At 38.7% G+C, this 16,539-nt stretch carries 16 protein-coding genes; 8 read left to right on the forward strand and 8 right to left on the reverse strand.

Features of this window, described 5'->3' with window-relative positions; genetic code table 11:
- Positions 1-27: 27 nt before the first annotated feature.
- Positions 28-1,299, reverse strand: a complete 1,272-nt coding sequence (locus QUD05_RS00585; protein WP_289794493.1) for an IS1096 element passenger TnpR family protein — start codon at positions 1,297-1,299, stop codon at positions 28-30.
- Between the two features lie 156 nt (positions 1,300-1,455).
- On the opposite strand from QUD05_RS00585, the gene QUD05_RS00590 reads away from it, so the two are divergent.
- From QUD05_RS00590 to QUD05_RS00615, 6 genes are all read left to right on the forward strand, one after another.
- Positions 1,456-1,584 (forward strand): hypothetical protein, encoded by a 129-nt coding sequence (locus QUD05_RS00590; RefSeq protein ID WP_289794494.1) that lies wholly within the window; start codon positions 1,456-1,458, stop codon positions 1,582-1,584.
- 159 nt (positions 1,585-1,743) lie between these two features.
- The gene (locus QUD05_RS00595; RefSeq protein WP_289794495.1) at positions 1,744-1,998 is read left to right on the forward strand and encodes a hypothetical protein; all 255 of its coding nucleotides are present in this window, start codon (positions 1,744-1,746) and stop codon (positions 1,996-1,998) included.
- 223 nt (positions 1,999-2,221) lie between these two features.
- A complete protein-coding gene (locus tag QUD05_RS00600; protein ID WP_289794496.1) occupies positions 2,222-2,668 on the forward strand; it encodes a hypothetical protein in 447 nt (148 codons plus the stop codon).
- 128 nt (positions 2,669-2,796) lie between these two features.
- Entirely contained in the window at positions 2,797-2,952 is a 156-nt protein-coding gene (locus tag QUD05_RS00605; RefSeq protein WP_289794497.1) for a hypothetical protein, read from the forward strand.
- Between the two features lie 58 nt (positions 2,953-3,010).
- Positions 3,011-3,250 (forward strand): hypothetical protein, encoded by a 240-nt coding sequence (locus tag QUD05_RS00610; protein ID WP_289794498.1) that lies wholly within the window; start codon positions 3,011-3,013, stop codon positions 3,248-3,250.
- The gene (locus tag QUD05_RS00615) at positions 3,247-3,705 is read left to right on the forward strand and encodes an HNH endonuclease (RefSeq protein ID WP_289794499.1); all 459 of its coding nucleotides are present in this window, start codon (positions 3,247-3,249) and stop codon (positions 3,703-3,705) included. Before QUD05_RS00610 ends, QUD05_RS00615 begins: the two co-directional genes overlap by 4 nt.
- 137 nt (positions 3,706-3,842) lie before the next feature.
- Here QUD05_RS00615 and QUD05_RS00620 read toward each other — a convergent pair whose 3' ends face one another.
- The 3 genes from QUD05_RS00620 to QUD05_RS00630 form a co-directional block, all read right to left on the reverse strand.
- Complete coding sequence (locus QUD05_RS00620; protein WP_289794500.1) at positions 3,843-4,484, reverse strand: hypothetical protein; 642 nt, start codon at positions 4,482-4,484, stop codon at positions 3,843-3,845.
- Positions 4,485-4,575: 91 nt separating this feature from the next.
- The gene (locus tag QUD05_RS00625; protein ID WP_289794501.1) at positions 4,576-5,340 is read right to left on the reverse strand and encodes a metallophosphoesterase; all 765 of its coding nucleotides are present in this window, start codon (positions 5,338-5,340) and stop codon (positions 4,576-4,578) included.
- Between the two features lie 186 nt (positions 5,341-5,526).
- Complete coding sequence (locus tag QUD05_RS00630; protein ID WP_289794502.1) at positions 5,527-6,648, reverse strand: IS630 family transposase; 1,122 nt, start codon at positions 6,646-6,648, stop codon at positions 5,527-5,529.
- A gap of 391 nt (positions 6,649-7,039) precedes the next feature.
- Between QUD05_RS00630 and QUD05_RS00635 the strand changes: the two genes are divergently transcribed.
- Positions 7,040-8,953 (forward strand): DUF3370 family protein, encoded by a 1,914-nt coding sequence (locus QUD05_RS00635; RefSeq protein WP_289794503.1) that lies wholly within the window; start codon positions 7,040-7,042, stop codon positions 8,951-8,953.
- A 195-nt stretch (positions 8,954-9,148) separates the two neighbouring features.
- A complete protein-coding gene (locus tag QUD05_RS00640) occupies positions 9,149-10,027 on the forward strand; it encodes a DNA/RNA non-specific endonuclease (RefSeq protein WP_289794504.1) in 879 nt (292 codons plus the stop codon).
- Positions 10,028-10,032: 5 nt separating this feature from the next.
- Here the strand turns inward: QUD05_RS00640 and QUD05_RS00645 are convergent, their stop codons facing one another.
- From QUD05_RS00645 to QUD05_RS00660, 4 genes are all read right to left on the reverse strand, one after another.
- Positions 10,033-10,437 (reverse strand): nuclease A inhibitor family protein, encoded by a 405-nt coding sequence (locus QUD05_RS00645; RefSeq protein WP_289794505.1) that lies wholly within the window; start codon positions 10,435-10,437, stop codon positions 10,033-10,035.
- A 621-nt stretch (positions 10,438-11,058) separates the two neighbouring features.
- The gene (locus QUD05_RS00650; protein WP_289794506.1) at positions 11,059-12,639 is read right to left on the reverse strand and encodes a TniQ family protein; all 1,581 of its coding nucleotides are present in this window, start codon (positions 12,637-12,639) and stop codon (positions 11,059-11,061) included.
- Positions 12,629-13,816 (reverse strand): AAA family ATPase, encoded by a 1,188-nt coding sequence (locus QUD05_RS00655; RefSeq protein WP_289794507.1) that lies wholly within the window; start codon positions 13,814-13,816, stop codon positions 12,629-12,631. The genes QUD05_RS00650 and QUD05_RS00655 overlap by 11 nt, the downstream gene beginning before the upstream one ends.
- A gap of 2 nt (positions 13,817-13,818) precedes the next feature.
- On the reverse strand, positions 13,819-16,536 hold the full coding sequence (locus QUD05_RS00660) for a TnsB C-terminal domain-containing protein (RefSeq protein WP_289794508.1): 2,718 nt from the start codon (positions 16,534-16,536) through the stop codon (positions 13,819-13,821).
- Between the last annotated feature and the right edge of the window lie 3 nt (positions 16,537-16,539).

Below are 16,539 nucleotides of genomic sequence, written 5' to 3' on the forward strand. Positions count from 1 at the left end.
AGAACGTAGCCAATCACAGTAGCAAATTTATTCCCAGCTTTCTTCTTCTTCACCATACTGCGCTGGCGGTTCACCATAAGATTCAAGAATCTTGGGCTTTTTCATTTTGTCATTGGCTAGTTCAATTTTCTCCACATATAAATCAAATTCCCACTCTTGGAGTAAATTAAAGATAAATTGTAAATGACTACCTACCTCTAGGGATAAATCGCCTAAACGAAAATCGCAGGTATCAGGGGGAATTTCGACAACAGGATGATTAAATTCCAAAGTTCTTCCTAAACGGTCTTTGTGAATAAATCTGTAGAGGTGTTCTGGATCAAAATCAAATGCTTGCACAATTGTGGCAGCGACTTCATCTAAATTGAAGTAACTAGAAATAGCAATCCGTCGCCAAGCATCCTGTAAAGTAGCTTTAAATATGTAAACACCCTCAGTAAAACCGCCTTCTGCAATCACTAATGTTTGTGACCATTCCGGGAAATAGGGTTGGAGATAGGGTTTTAAATTGTCAAAAGCTATGCGAAAATCTAACCGAAAAGTGGCGTAATCTTCTACTTGGATATTTGAGCGACTTTCTGTTAATACAGCCATGAGAGCATTACCCCAAGCCTTGGGGTTTACATGAGTAAAACGCCAGCCTTTAGCGGCTTGTGGTTTGACTGATGTCAGTTCAATTAATCCAAATAAATGTAAGAGAGCGAGATTGTGGAAACCAGGATAATAAACTAATTTATCTTGTTCTGAGTAATTATTCATTTTTAATCCTGATGATGGGAGATTGTTCCAAAATAATAAACAGCGATATGCTTGGTCAAACATATCTCTTTGGTCGCCTAAGAGTTCGCTTTCTCCCCAAACTAACCAAGATTCTAGCAGGGTAAAATATTGTTCTGTGTGGTTTAATCCTTGCCAAACTTGCAGAATTTTTTGGTCTAAAACTAATTTGCTCTTTTTACCTTCGGTAATAACTTGAGACAGTCCAGAGGTGCGGAGAAGGAAATAAAGACCGTGAATATAAGGATAGGATTTTTGTACAGGACGTTTAAGGTTAATATCTATGGGATAACTCAATTGTGAGTTAAGTTGTTGGAGATATTTAAGCGAGAATTGGTGATAAGTACTACTAACTTCAACGCCGTTGGGTTGGAGAAATTTTAAAATAGTTTGAAAATCCCGCAGAATTGTTCCTGGGATATCTTGAGTAATGGTTTGCTGTTGAAGTAGTTGTTTTTTATCTTCCGTCAGTAGTAATTTATCTCGGATTTGATCTGGAATGAGGGAAAATAGGTTACTCATCTCAGTTGAGGGGAGGAATTTGTATGGCGGTTAATCTCACAACTTGGCCATTTTGCCAAATGCTAATAAATTCTACTAAACGGCGGTGTCTTTCAATAGCTTTTTTCATAGCGAGTTTAACACCTGCGTCGATTTGGCGAGATAATTCTCANGGAATTGGCTTATTCATCTGAATCTCAGCAGATGCAGTTAATCAGCGATGGTGCTATTTCTTCCACAGGAAGCGATGCCTGCGGCGGGCTACGCCTACGCATTCATAGGCTATGGGAAAATCAAAACTTGTAAGATGCCTCAAGTGCTATCTTAAAGCACTTGGGAAAGTTGAAGCGACCGTATTTGACAGCTATGGAGAAGAAGCTGTTGAGTGTGATTGAAAAAGAATACGGCATTATAGATGAGATACCCCGTAATTTTCAATCAACCAAGGAATAGGAGACAACAGTAATGCAAAGTATTAAGTTATGTTCTCATGTTGGGGCTGACGGCATTTTGCACCTTGAGATTCCCGTTGGCATCACAGACAAAGAAATGGAAGTCGTGGTGATTTATCAACAAATAGAACCATCAACACATACAAAAACACCAGAAGAACTGGGATGGTCACCCGGCTTTTTTGAGCAGACTTACGGTAGTTGTCAAGACGATCCAATTGTTATTGACTATGAAGGTGATTTTGAGACAAGGGAAGAAATTCTGTGAGGTATTTATTAGATACCAATGTTTGCACTCGTTATCTCAACGGTAGGTCGCTCTTAATTCGAGAACGTTTACAATCACAAAATCGAAGCTGTGACTAAATGAATATTAATTAATTCAGTTAAATTTTAGTAAAATTATTTTATTTTTAGAGAATTGTACACTAAAGTAAACGTTATTAATAACCCAAAATATTTTAAATTATTCTTAAAGCACAAAGGAAAAAATGAATAATAACGTTCTTGTTCCCATCGAATTTGAACTTGCAGCAATAAAAATAGCCCAAGTGCATTTCCCTTGGCTACGTTTTAAATTATCTCCTATCCAGGAGAAGGGAAGAGTCTACAATCGCTTATCAGACGCTATTTATTTTGAAGCTTACTTTCAAAATAGTTTAATTGATTATGATCCTCTCCACAAACATAATTACTATCCTAGTTTTAACTTTTACTTGTTACCAGGAAAGAAACTAATTCAGTTAAGTGGCTGGTGGCGCGATCAGGTGTTAACTTTTATCTACGCACCATTAGACCCAGAACCATATAACAAGCACTGGCAAAATGACAAAAACTTGGCTGTATCTTGCCCCTATCCAGACGGCGATAAATTTGAACAGATGGCAATCGCTTTATTTCCTTTAGTTCAAGAGTATTTAGTAGGGTATGAGGGATGATGCTGCTTCTTCAATTGTCTAGGATTTTTCAGCCAAGCCATCTAATAGCTCAACTTACCTAGTCAACCCCTAGAACCTACTGTCAGGATCGTAATCTTTAGTTTTTTGCTTCGTATATTGGGTAAACTTTGGCTCAATTGCTTAAGGAGGTTTTCACTTGGGTTTTATCCAACTGTGACTTTAAGCAAACCTACTTCTTACTACCTAAAGAAGCGATCGCCGTTTATAATGTTGGTACTCCTTGTCTTTATGCTGCCAGTATTTATCTACAGTTTCTTTGGTAACCGAAGATTCGCTGTTAAAATACCACCAGTCCGCTAAATTAAACGAGACATACAGCCTATGATTACTCAAATGATGGTTCAACCCTCATTCTGGGTAGATTCTGGAATAAAACTCAGTAAAGTTAGGGACATACATTTATTTAAATTTACTGAAGAATTACAGTCTCGACTCGAAGAATTGTCTGAGAAAAAGAAAGCTGGATTGCTAACCACAGAAGAAGATGCTGAATTGGTAGGCATATTGGAACTAGATAGAATTTTTACCTTGCTCAACGCCAAAATCATTTCTGAATCATGACAGTTAATGATGCAACCAAAAAATTAGTCAGACAAAGAGCAAAATTTCTTTGTGAAGACTGTCATTCTTCAGAAGAAGCAAGTGCTGCTCTATTTTCTATTGACCATATTGTACCCCAGTCTCTTAAGGGTTCGGATGAACCTGATAATCTGGCATTAGCCTGTCAGCGTTGTAATGGATACCGCTACAATTTCACCACTGGAATTGATCCAGATACAGGCCAGATGCTACCTCTGTTTAATCCACGTCAGGAAAAGTGGTCAGACCACTTTATTTGGTCAGCAGATGGTCTAAAAATTATTGGAATTAGTTCTTTAGGACGAGCTACAAGTAATCGTTTAGACCTCAATGATGAACGTCATAATGAAGGGTCTATTGTCAAAGCTCGTCGTCTTTGGCTCAAAGGTGGTTGGCATCCACCTGATGAAGATCCGCGACAAGTAAAAGAGTTTTGATTTGCAATTTCCTTAACTGTATGAGTAAAGGCAAAGTTTTTAGGCTTAGAGAAACTGATATTCGATGAAAAATGCGAGCGCACGCTCGGTGTTCTTAAGGGCTAGACCATCACTTAAATGTTGATTAACCAATAACTCTAAGTCGATGTTCTATGTCGGCGTAGCAGAAAACCCACTCCAATTAAGCCGATGCTAAATATCGCCGTGGTATTTCTCGGTTCTGGAACTGTTTGAAACGTTTGAAAAGAACCTGAGATTAGAGGTAGACCTCTTACAGGAGCAGTTGGATCTGGGTTAAGTGTAAGATTTTCGGACAAGATCAGTGTGCCAATCGCACCGTCAAATGTACCCGATCCACCAGTAATACTTATAGTATTAGAAACCGTGCCCACAAAATTTTGAAAGTCAAGGGTAGCAGTACCTCTGGTGGTTCCGAATAGCTTATCTGCTCCTTGACCAAAAATTGTAATTTTACCAAGTGGTAAGTCGTTTAATCCAAACGTTGCTGGATCTGGCTCAATTGTAATCACACCTGTATTATTGTCGAGATTGCCATAGCTGATATTTACAAGTCTAGTTAGACCGTATGGCGCATTAGCACTTTCACCTATATTGGTTATTTTTAAAATGTTTCCTGCGATCGGTTCAAGAGTAGTTTCTGAATTGTAGATAGCTGAAAATGGATATTGTATCTGCGCCACTACTTTTTTTGTACCTAGTCCAAAACTTAAAAGCGCCGCAGCTACCGGAGTGAACCATACAGCCCGTAATCTAAGCATAACTAATTTGATTTTGATATTAGGTAGTGTTTACTTTCACTAAAGACAAGCTACCGTAAATTTCTCAAAAAATAAACCATCTAATTAACTGTTACTTAGATGATGTTATAACTGAGCGGTTCAAAAACCACTCAAAATAGCTAATCTCTGGAATTACACCCATTCTCACTGGTAAAACGGAAACTCCTAGTCCACGCGATACGTACAGGGCAATCGCACCATCTCGATACCAACCACTGACATAACGTCCGCTACCAGGAGGGCGTAAAGGAGCAAAGCCAAGGAATGATAATTGGCCACCATGAGTATGCCCTGATAACATATATTGTGGTTTGTATTGTGTTATCTTTGCTAACTCATCACTTGAAAATGAGTCTCGATATGCTGGTGAGTGGGCGAGTAATAAATGGTTTTGTTGAGGACGAAGACCTTGAAGTGATTTGATTAAATCGGGTTTACTGACTAAATCATCCAATCCCGTGATTAATATAGAATATTCGCCATATTTATGTAAAATACTTTGATTAACTAATAAGCTGCAATTATAAGTGGCATAGATTTTTGTCAAACGTTTTAAATCGACACCTGCCCAGTATTCCCAATTACCCATAATTGCATACTTAGCTGTTTGCTTATCAAGAAGCGACAAAAAGCGATCAAATCCATCAAGCTGTTCAACTTGATCAATTGAATCTCCAGTAAATAGTACAATGTTTGGGTTAAGTTTATTAACTTGTTCGGCGATACGTTGTGCCCGATTATTAAATTGTTTGAGATGGAGATCGCTGATTTGGACAATCTTAAAACTATTCTTGTTAGAAGTGATTTGTTGATTTAGTTGATGACGTGTGACCACGAAGCGATTCGGCTCAATGATAAAAGCATATAGAACCAGTAAACAAAAGCTAACACTGATAGCGAGTAGAATAAATAGGCACTTTCTTCTCTTCTTTTTTGCCAGCATTAGTTTAAGTTTTCTAAAATTATCTGAAAATAATACAGGATATAGTTGCACATCCCCTAGTGGTAAGCTAATCAGCATTTAAGCTGCAACATAGCTGAAATTACCTTTATGTTTTATATTCCGATGCCACCTAATCACTAACTCGCCTTGATTCAACAGCTTATCTAGCAGTGATTTTAATTCATCTACTGATTTAAATAACCGATGAGCAATATATTCTTTACATGAATGCCAGACTAACTCGATAATGTTGTAATTATGGCTGTAAGCGGGCAAGAACTCTAGAACAAAATTTGGGAATTCTTCAGATATTTTAGCTAGAACATCTTTGCGTTTATGAAAACTAGCATTATCTAAAATTAAAATAATCTTTGGCCCATATTTCGCAAAATCCTCACCAAGGTTTCCTTTGCTTAACCATTCTTGCTTAATTAATTCATTTAATTGTTGTAATTGCTCATAAAAAATATCTGCGTTCCCTTTTTTAACAAAAAAGCATACTCGTTTTCGGTCTAGTTCTCTGATTGCTCCCATTACATTTACTCGACCACAACGCCGTTGACCTGGAACATTCTTGCGTTTTCCTTTTTTACCCCAACCCTTGCGACGAATCACGCGTAAACTAAAACCACTCTCGTCCCAAAACCATACCTGTAAACGCTCTGGTTGCTCTCGCGCTATTGATAAATATTGAGTAAGTTTCTCTTTAAACTTCGCTCTTTCAAGAGGATTTTGTTTATCTTCTAGGTCATATTTAGCCCAGATATAACTATACTTTTTTCTCTTTAATATCCTCCTAACCTGAGAGCTACTTAAATCAATTCCTGTTTCTTTTGTTAAATATGTGGCTAATCTTTCTGCCGTCCATCTGCCGAAGTCGTAGCCTAAATCTGATGGTTCTTGGTCAACAGTTTTTAATAACAGTTCAATATATTCAGGAGTCGCTTTTCGATAATGTTCATACTCTCTTTTATTATGTAGAGTTTCTAGCTCATCTGGATCACCATGCATACACCAATATGCCACTGTTCTGTGCGAACAGCCTAAAAATTTAGCCATTTCGTGTTGCGGTTTCCCATCATTCTGTAGCAGAATAATTAAAATTCTTTCCCTGACGTGTGGTTTGTCGCTCTCTTTTAGAGCTTGCTGTAAGGAGCTAACTTGTTCTGGCGTTAAAAAGTTCTTGGCTGGGGGCGGCATCGTCGCTTTTAAACGGCTTCATCTTCTTATTATGCAACTTAAGTGACGATTAGCTTAGAGCAAACTTCCGTGTAGCTGCGGATTCAAAAACTACACATCGCTCTAAAAGCGAAACTCAGTTCATCGCCTAAGACCAATCGATTTTCTCTCTTACTGCCGAAAGTCCTTCTAATGTGGGCTATTGCAGTGGTATGTTGGGGGAAATCTAGCGCGGAGATTCAGTTTGGGAGCTTTTGTGTTAGAAAAGCTACTACTGAGGGAAAATTTAAAACAAGATACTGTGTTGGAGACAGTGGTCGTAATTGCTACAAATTACAGAATTACACAACAAAAGTGGCAACATATATAAATATAATTCTTACGAGATGTATTAGCTTTCCGGCTTTTGTGAATGATAATCAGTTTATTAAAGCTCCTGAAAAAAACTTCAGTAGCCATCTTTGTCTTAACTCTATCAAACCCCAACGCCCTAGCCTTTACTGACACCCAAAGCTATTGGGCAAAACATTGTATCGAGCAACTAAAAGAGCGTAAACTGATTACAGGCTACCCCGATGGTAGTTTTCGCCCAGAAACAACAGTGACACGCGCCCAAGCAGCAGTGTTAATGCTAAATGCTTTTCCTGATTCACCAGTGAAACGCACAGCTATGTCATTTAAAGATGTACCTGCTGATTATTGGGCGAATAAAGCAATTTCTACCGCTTACCAAAAAGGATTTTTTTCTGGTTATCCTGGTGGTATTTTCCAGCCAAACCAACCAATCCCTCGTGCCCAAATCATTGGTGTTGTAGCTGGGGGGAAAAATTACAGCCCTTTACCTAACCCAATGCAGATATTACAAGAATATTTTAACGATGCGGGGCAAATACCTAACTATGCCCAAAATGCGCTTGCATCTGCCACGATTAATAGTATTGTTGTCAATTATCCCAATGTAAAACAGCTAAAACCACTACAAAGCGCGACTAGAGGGGAAGTTGCGGCTTTAATGTGTCGGGCGCTAAATATTTACACGGTTCCCCCACAATATATTGCTGGAGTCGAAGTAGACAGCCAAGAAATACGTCCTTTACCAGGAAAACTTGATATTATTCCCACCTTCAACAGTAATAGTCCTGAACTGGTGACAACTGAAGGAATTTTACTATCAACTTTTCCCCCAGATGGGAAACAAGTACATGAAGCACATTTAAATTATCCCTTTGAAGGCAGATTTGATATATTTGCTCATCATATCGTCAGGGCAGAAACACCAGCCCAAAGCCGCACTGTATACCAAGGGATAATTGTACATAATCCGGGAAATGAACCTGTCACAGTGCAAGTATTACTTGCAGCTAGTTACCTTACCAAAGAAGCACAGTTTATTGCTTTAGCTGATATGGTTGAAAATCCCCAAGGTACAGTTTACTCTGAAGCTGGCGATCGCACAATGAATGATGTACTGCGAGGAGTTCGGCAAGAGATTTTTCCCCAAAAGCTGGTGATAGAACCAAAAGAAACTAAAATACTAGCAAATTTACCAATTCCGGTACAGGCTTCTTCTTCTAACGGTCGCACTACAATGATGCGCTTGGCAAGTAGTAGTCCAGTTTATATCGCAAATTTAGCCAAAAATAGTAATATTTCACCGACTTTAGGCGAGTGGCAAGAGCTTCTGGATACAGGTAATTTAGCAGGAAAGCGTGACCCCATTCCAACACCTCTTGACCCTCCCAGAGAACCAACGGTATTTAGTCGCGTCGCTGGTGTATCCCAAGGAACGCAATGGAAAACACAAATTACGGACAATTCCAATGTTTCCGAGTTAACAATACCCTCACCAGGAAAGGCGTTTTCTTATCCTTTGGGAACTGTACATTTAATTACTCTTAGCACTGGACAAATTCAAAGTGCAGCGATGTTAAAACGTTATCCTGATACTGCTTACTTTGCTCACAGTAACTATGGTGTTGAGTACAATCTAACTTTGCCTCTAAGAAATATTACGAATGAAACCCAAACTATAACTGTGTCAATACAAACTCCTGTGAAGGATGAAGGGGGAACAGATAGACTACTGTTTTTAAAGCCAGGTGTAGAACAAATATTCTTTCGGGGAACGGTGCGGGTGCGTTACATAGATGATAATGGCTTAGAAAAGACGCGCTATGTGCATTTGGTACAGCGTCGGGGACAAAGGGGCGAACCATTGGTGACACTGAAGATGTTGGCGAGTGGAAAGCGACAAGTACAGATAGACTTTTTGTATCCTCCAGATTCTACGCCACCACAGGTTTTGACGGTGAGAACAAAGACGTGATTTAGGATTTAGGATTAAGTCTCGTGCTTTACGCAAAAAAAACGAATAATCTTGAAGTTGGCATTACAAAGATTAGAAGTCAGTATCAGCTAACGTATCACATAGGACGGCAGTAAGCTACGCTTGTAGACAAAAACTGGACATCCCCTCAAAAATGGTGATGATTAATTTAATCTACGATAGTGTCTAAACTTTATGCGCTTAATCAATCGTTTTCAGGCTCTAGCTATTGCCACTGGGCTAGTTGCGTTGTTGGGATGTGCGCCAGCGCCAAGCCAGCCACCAACATTAACTCAGTCGCCGACACCGACAACAGAAAAACCATTACAGCCAACGCCGATTGTACTTACCTCAATAAGCCCTCACCTGCTTTTGGGCAATCCCAGCAGCGCAACTCCAACGAGCATTACTCCAGATAATTACCTCATGGTAAAAAACCAGTACGCGCTCTCTTACAACCAAACCAAAGGGACTGCCAACTGGGTAGCTTGGCAGTTAAATAAAACCTGGCTTGGCGATGCTGAACGCCAAAATAACTTTCGCCCTGATAATACTTTGCCTGCTGGTTGGGTGCGGATAACTCCCAGTGCTTACGCAGGTTCAGGATATGACAAAGGGCATATTGCACCATCGGGCGATCGCACCAAGACGGTAGAGGATAACACTGCCACCTTTTTGATGACCAACATGATGCCCCAGACACCCGATAACAATAGAAATACGTGGGGGAATTTAGAAGATTATTGTCGAGAATTGGTAAGCCTTGGAAAAGAACTTTACATTGTTGCAGGCCCTTTTGGTAGTCTTGGCGAACCCCTAAAAGGTAAGGTGACGGTTCCTCAAACTACTTGGAAAGTCGTTGTTGTACTAGACAGCCCTGACTCTGGTCTTGAAAGTATTACCGCCAATACTCGTGTCATTGCAGTTAACATACCCAACCAAGAAGAATTAAATAATGATTGGAGAGCTTACAAAGTCAGTGTTGACGAATTAGAAAAACTCACAGGCTATGATTTTCTCTCTAATATTTCGCCAAACATTCAAGAAGTTATTGAGAGCAAAGTAGATTTGTAAACAACTCAAGTTTCTACAATTTTTGTAAAAATTCCTGCTAAATTTCCTGCCGGGGTTTGACCAACTACATAAACATCAATCTCTTTACTGCTGAGGCGATACACCTGCAAATTACTCAGGTTTCTCTTAAGTTCCTGCACAAGGGTTTTAAATCGTTTTACGGTTGCTTTCTCTTCTCCCTCATGCCAATCTTCTTCTGTCGTTGCCACTTGAAAAAAATCGTCAACCCCCACAATTTTAATGGGTGTATCTTGAGGGTGATTTGTCTGTTGTATAACTTTCTCTGGTGTAGCAGGCGGTGTAGCTGACCATAAGAATGCTTCTAAGGGGCACTCAAACTCGCTCATCATGAGTAAGCCGTCGGATGCTTGTTTTAACTGTTCTAAAATTTCTGAATTAGTTTTGGTCATAAGCCATCATCATAGGGTGTAGTTTACCGCCGCAGGGCGAGCAGCCCAAGTCGGTGGCAGCAGTAATTTGAGTTAAAGTAGCAGAGAATTGTACATCATGATTGCGATCGCTCAGACGCTGTTGAACTAAGCCAGTGAGTCACCCCACTGACTCGTCTTCAAAACCGTGCATAAGGAGCCACCTTGTTGAGGTAGGGGACTTGCAGTCATCCCTGACACCTGGGAGGATGGAATTTCACCATCACGGAAATTGAGTTGTCATGGTTCTGTATGCCTTATTAGGGCTACTTATTCATGCCTGTCATCCCTAAGCATTTATGCTTATTTTGACAGAACGAATCGCACATCATCCATCCAACCACACTCGCAATCCCAATGCACCCGCGCTGACCAGTCGCGGTCAAACTCATACCCGCACTGGGGACACTTGCCAGTAAACATAGGATGGGTATCTAGTAGCTCTAGCTGTCACTGGAAGCATAACTTTTCCGTCACGGAAGGCTTATGCTTCTAATACACTTCAGAAAAGTTATGCTTCCAAGCACAGATGAACAAAAATATTGGTTTATCCCAAAAGAATAGGTTGAACATGATTTATTAAATCATGATTATCGTGGTGTATCAATTTTCATAACCGAGTTCCTGTCGAGTTTTAAATAAGGCATCTTGAAAAAATTGCTCCCGTGTATATCCTGGTTTGGTTAAAAGTTTCCTAACTTGAGCAAGAGTAGGTTCTTTTCCTTGGTTATGAAGCTTAGAAATAGCCTCATTCATTTCATGAATCACTTGATTTCTCTTCTCTAATGTGCAAGCGTTTCGATATTCTTTGTGACGCTTGGAGATTTGATAGCAAAGTTCAGGGAAGAGTTTATACAATTTGGCACTCTTTATTGGGAGACTTTTCGTAAGAGATTGCATTGAAGGAGGAGGATTTACTATGAGTGCTGCTTCCAAAAAATTTCTGATTTCTAGAGAATACTGATTAAAATTTTTCAAACGCTCAGTACGACGATGGAGCTTGAGTGCTTGATATAATTCCGGACAATAATATTTGATAGAATGCCGAGAACACTTAAGCCTTTTAGCAACTTCTGTAATACTTGGAGGAACTTCTTCAAGAAGAGCTTGTGTAAGAACTTGTCGAATTTTTATCTTGTCTAATTTTGTTGGCTTTGGTTTATCATCTTGCTCTTTTCCTTTGACAAATAGCTGAGAACTAACCTTTAATTTCCCAATAAGAGTATTAATATCTTCGGTAAAAAATTTCAGAGGAGATGTTTGGAAAGCGGATGTAATTTGTAAGAGTTTATCAATTCGGGGAATTCGTTTATTGTAAAGGTAAATAAGTATGTTTTCACTACGAACACCAATAAAACGAGTAAATGTAGCTATTTCCCCTTTAGTAATATTATTAGCATTCAAATAAGTATTAAGAACTTGAGCAGTTCTATCCCTAGTTGGTAAAGAAGATAGGTGAGGAGCAGCAGCAATTAATTCACCCATACTGATTGTTACATATTCTTGCCATTTAATATTATCTTTATATATGGTTTGATGGTAGGTTTGAATTGATGAGGAAGATCCTAACCAGTTGCCACAGTGGGAACAGTAACCAAGTTGCATCTGTTTTCCGATTATCGGGAGGGTCTGACGGCAATGAGGACACTCCTCAAGTAAATATTGATAATGGTGAAGACAAATTTTAACTGGATCAAGAAACCAAAGTAAAGGAATATATAAAGGTTTTTTATTTGTTTGCCATTCTTCATAGCAAACTGGACACCAAGCTTGATGGTCACGAAATAGTTGATGATAAGTAGTAATCTCAGACCAAGAAAGCATCGTGAGAAATGATAAATCATTACGTAAAGTTAAAGCTTCTAGCTGTTGAGATAATTTAGTGCTAGTTAATCCTAATCCATTGAAAGATTTGGAATTGTGAGGCGATCTAAGTAATCGGTAGATTATTTGGCTATAATCAGATAAATCTTTTCTATCAAAATCCTTGAGAATGTTGGGATGAAGTAGCTTGTTGACAGTAACACAATGAGCTTGAGATAAACGAATTATATAACTGGTCAAACTTTCACACTCAGCTGTTCCAATTCCAATTGGCTCTAAAGAATATAAACGGCTACATTGAGAACTTTTCGGCTGGTGTAACTCTAACGACTCATAAATATTTAATTTTTTATAGTTCATGAGTTTTAATTCCTACAGAATCTCGTTGAGGTTTACGTTGTCCTACAGCTTTTTTACGTTTTTTTAATTCAGAAGATTGTTCTGGTGATAGCCCAAGTGCTTTTGCAGTTTTTTGTTTCAAGATGGGTTGGCTGACTAAACCTAATTCAATACGTAGTTTTTCAACTTCACCTTCAATCTCTGCGGCTCTTTTTTCACCCTCCTTAATTGCTTTAAAAATATTTCGACATTGACCTACTGACAAAGCTCGTCGTTCTAAATGGCTAATTGTCACAATGTTTGCTTCTTCTGCCAGTGCATCAGCCAAAGCATTATTCAGCCAATTTTTCAGAATCCCAACACATCCTAAACTGCGTTCATAAAGGTAGTTCCAATTAGACAAGAAATCAGGTTCTTCAACTGTTGGGATTTGACATTGAAAATTCCAAATAACACTCTGCCAAATTTCTCTGTCTTCGATGAATTCAGCGTTATAACGAGGCAAGTGAATATAAACACTACGCCGACTTAATTGCTCACCAATATCGTGAAGAGTTAGCAACTCATACGTTCCAATTAAACCATGTAAAACTTCTGTACGATTGGCTAGAGATTTAATAGCTTCTGGCACATCGGTTAGCTTACGTCCGCTGGCTATCGCTAGTAGATGATGAGCTTCATCAATAAAGAAAGTCTGAGGTCGTCGGTGTTTCAGGGATTGTTCTAATGCCCATCCCAAATCAGTTTCAAGAATTTTTTGCTTAATGACAATTTTACCTTCATTATCTGAGTAAATTCCTTGTACTCCGTAGTTAATCTTGTGATTAATAAATTCTTTTGGTTCATGAAGGGCATATAAACATCGTTTGAGATGATCTTTAGCATTGAATAGACCAGATTTTTGTACAACTGCTTCTACACTGGCAAATGGAATGCGTCCTCGGTCAACTTCCATTTCTTTCCATAACTCTTGAACTATCCATTTTTCAGCGAGCAAGCGTAATTTGGTTTTGCCTACTCCAGTTGGGCTAAAAATAAAAATAATTTTGGACTCTCCACAATGGCGAATAATAGGCTTAAGAGTTTCAAAAGCTTCATTGAGATAAGGATGCCCCATTGTATAGTTGTCAAAATAATTCAGTCGGGCTTGAAGTGGTGCAGTAAGTAATTCCGGCGTAAATAGTCTGTCTGTTGACATAATTAGTAAATTTTGAAGAGTTTGAGTTTTTCAGGATTAACTTCTAATGCAGATTCTCTTGAACTATTCAATTTATTCTGCTCTTTTTCTTCATTGATAGTTTGGCTTTGAATGTAAGGACTTTGTAAAGGTAATTCTCCTTCGATGACCTGAAAAACTTCCTGTGCTTGTTTATCTCGCAAGCGTTGTTCGAGTAAAATTTCTTCACCCTCAAGGCTGGCAATAAATTCTCCGAGTTGTTTAGCTCGAATTTTGTAACTAGAAGTATGGTTTTGTTTTTGTTTCTTGAGTTGGGTAGTTGCTATTTGAACTTCTTTTTCAGAACGTCCTCGGAATAGAGAATAATATTCACTAATGCACTCAACCCATTGTCCCCAAACATAAGCATAGGCAATCCCTGCATTAAAAGGATCATATCTAACATCGACTGAAGTATTTTCTATTTCTGGGTCACGAAAGGTATTTGACCAGTAGTATTTCTGCTCAACTTTGACTCCTTTTCCTGGCTGCACTTTCGCTCTACTCTTGTTAGTAGTAGGCAAAGTTAGGATGCGAAAATTTTCGTCATAGGGAATACGACGATGGTTACGACTACCATATTGAGCAATTCCTGCACTAAAGACTTCTCGTGGACTCTGCCCTTCTAAACTTGGATGTTCAATGATGTCATAAATAGAGTAAGCCCATTCACACAGATATAAGTATAACCATCCCAAAGTCCACAGTGATAAATTCTTGGGACTGACTGATTTAGTCATCAGTCTGACTTTTTTTGTAATTTGGGTATTGCCAGCTAAATTGTAGAAAAACTGGGTGTTAGTAGTTCCAAACAAGCGTTCACACACGCTACTAAATCGAGATTTGGTAGTAGGGCGATGCTTAAGAGTACATTCAAACAAAGCCAGCAAAGTTTCAAAATAAGTGCTATAAAATTCTTTAGCGTTATCTGTGACGATAGTTTGAGGCAGCCGTCCATAACGTTTTACACATATTCGCAGCACCATCATACACGAACGATAGGAAGGAGGATCATAGCTGGCATAAACTCCTAAAATCCGCCGAGAGAATGCATCCACAAGTAATGTTATCCAAACTCTTCCAAGAACTTTTCCTGTTTTAGAGCATCTGAGTTCAATATCTGATTCGGTGTGGTCAATATGGCAAATATGGAAGGGAAAATCCCCATGACGAGGTGTTGTTACTTCTAACTCCCAATAAAAGGGTTCTAATTGATAAGCACCGCGAAGTCCTTCTCTTCTGACAGTTTGTTCGTAACCAGAACGTTTTTTAATTTCTTTGATAAAAGTTTTATAACTGGGAACTTGAAGTTCAGAAATTCCGGTTTCGACACAGAAGTGGACAAATTCGTTATAAACGGACTGTTTGCACTTTTGTTTTTTAGTTTCGTATTTTTCTGTAATAAATTTCTCTATCAATTTGAGAATATGTTGAGGTAGCTTTCGATGACGATTACCTTTTTTATTCTCAAAATGTAGTATTCCCAAGTAGCCATATCCATATTTTTGTTGTGCTTGTTTGTAAGCTGTCAACCAATTTCTTAAAGAGCGTTCTTGTGGTGTATTTGTTTTAATTGGTTGTCCATCTAAATAAGGATAAATCAAACGATAACGACGATTAGCTGCCATTAGGTCTGAAAAGCTAGCTCTTTTAAATAAATCCATTACTTGATTATCAAATTCATCCGTTTTCTGAGTACTGGATTTGGTGATTTTACCTTGTTTTACTAAATCATCAAAAGTTGTCAAAGATAATGTGACAATTTGCTGCTCTTCTGTTTGAAGTAAAACTTCTGCTTCTCCTACTAAAGTAATGGTCAGACTTTTGCCGCTATACAAAACGGCTATACCAGGGGTAAGTTCAATTCCTAGTGAGTGAATGGTATTTGTCGTTGATTTAGATAAAATGATTGCGCTATACGTTTCTTCGTATAGTTTGTCAATAAATAAAAGACATCTTTCGGCTTCTACCAATGGAAATGCTGTTAAATTTACATAGATTTCTTCATCAGCAATCAGATGATAAATGTCATCTGTACTGACCCCTTCACCATGATGAAGAAGATTTGCTAAAGTTATACCTGGTTGTGCAGATATCATTGAAAGGATGGTATTTCGAGTCGCTTTTGCCACTTCAAAAGCATCTGCTTTATAGTAATCTGCCAAAAATTCTAGATTACGATGTAGTGTCCAATTAATCTCAGCATTTGACCAAAGACGGAAAAAGAAGCCAAACTGTTGAGCATATTGTTCAGCTTGTGGGCTGTGCCACTGACTGTCATCACCTAAAATGTAACGCCGAGAGCTTTTTTGAGCTAATTGATGTAATTTCTCTTCTGGTTTACACTCTACCCATCCAACAGAGTTAGTACGGATAACAAAGAAGTCTGGGGTAATGTAAAAACCAAGATTGCGTCCTGATGCTTCTTGATAACTGAGTTTAAAAGACGGAGGTTGGTCGTAATACTCTAGAACATCTTCATCATGTTCGAGTTGGTAGATAAAAGGAAGTTCTACTTTATGAGACTCAAATTGAATGCTCAACCCCATCTTTCGACTAGGGTAACGTCCTGTAACATTGTTATGAGTGCCTCTGACACGACGGGAGGGAGTAGATGAGCGGACTTGTTGGATTTCCTGTTGTGCTTTCTCTGATAGCTTTAGACAGCAGCACCATTGGTTAAATTCATCATCACTCAGCATGGC

This window comes from Nostoc sp. GT001, from assembly GCF_030382115.1.
Taxonomy (GTDB): domain Bacteria; phylum Cyanobacteriota; class Cyanobacteriia; order Cyanobacteriales; family Nostocaceae; genus Nostoc.

Bases quoted from the DNA above. Each gene is read 5' to 3' on its own strand.
- QUD05_RS00610 (WP_289794498.1), top strand. From the start codon at position 3,011: ATGATTACTCAAATGATGGTTCAACCCTCATTCTGGGTAGATTCTGGA.
- QUD05_RS00595 (WP_289794495.1), top strand. From the start codon at position 1,744: ATGCAAAGTATTAAGTTATGTTCTCATGTTGGGGCTGACGGCATTTTG.
- QUD05_RS00615 (WP_289794499.1), top strand. From the start codon at position 3,247: ATGACAGTTAATGATGCAACCAAAAAATTAGTCAGACAAAGAGCAAAA.
- QUD05_RS00645 (WP_289794505.1), bottom strand. From the start codon at position 10,437: ATGACCAAAACTAATTCAGAAATTTTAGAACAGTTAAAACAAGCATCC.
- QUD05_RS00630 (WP_289794502.1), bottom strand. From the start codon at position 6,648: ATGCCGCCCCCAGCCAAGAACTTTTTAACGCCAGAACAAGTTAGCTCC.
- QUD05_RS00585 (WP_289794493.1), bottom strand. From the start codon at position 1,299: ATGAGTAACCTATTTTCCCTCATTCCAGATCAAATCCGAGATAAATTA.
- QUD05_RS00655 (WP_289794507.1), bottom strand. From the start codon at position 13,816: ATGTCAACAGACAGACTATTTACGCCGGAATTACTTACTGCACCACTT.
- QUD05_RS00635 (WP_289794503.1), top strand. From the start codon at position 7,040: ATGATAATCAGTTTATTAAAGCTCCTGAAAAAAACTTCAGTAGCCATC.
- QUD05_RS00640 (WP_289794504.1), top strand. From the start codon at position 9,149: ATGCGCTTAATCAATCGTTTTCAGGCTCTAGCTATTGCCACTGGGCTA.
- QUD05_RS00660 (WP_289794508.1), bottom strand. From the start codon at position 16,536: ATGCTGAGTGATGATGAATTTAACCAATGGTGCTGCTGTCTAAAGCTA.
- QUD05_RS00650 (WP_289794506.1), bottom strand. From the start codon at position 12,639: ATGAACTATAAAAAATTAAATATTTATGAGTCGTTAGAGTTACACCAG.
- QUD05_RS00600 (WP_289794496.1), top strand. From the start codon at position 2,222: ATGAATAATAACGTTCTTGTTCCCATCGAATTTGAACTTGCAGCAATA.
- QUD05_RS00620 (WP_289794500.1), bottom strand. From the start codon at position 4,484: ATGCTTAGATTACGGGCTGTATGGTTCACTCCGGTAGCTGCGGCGCTT.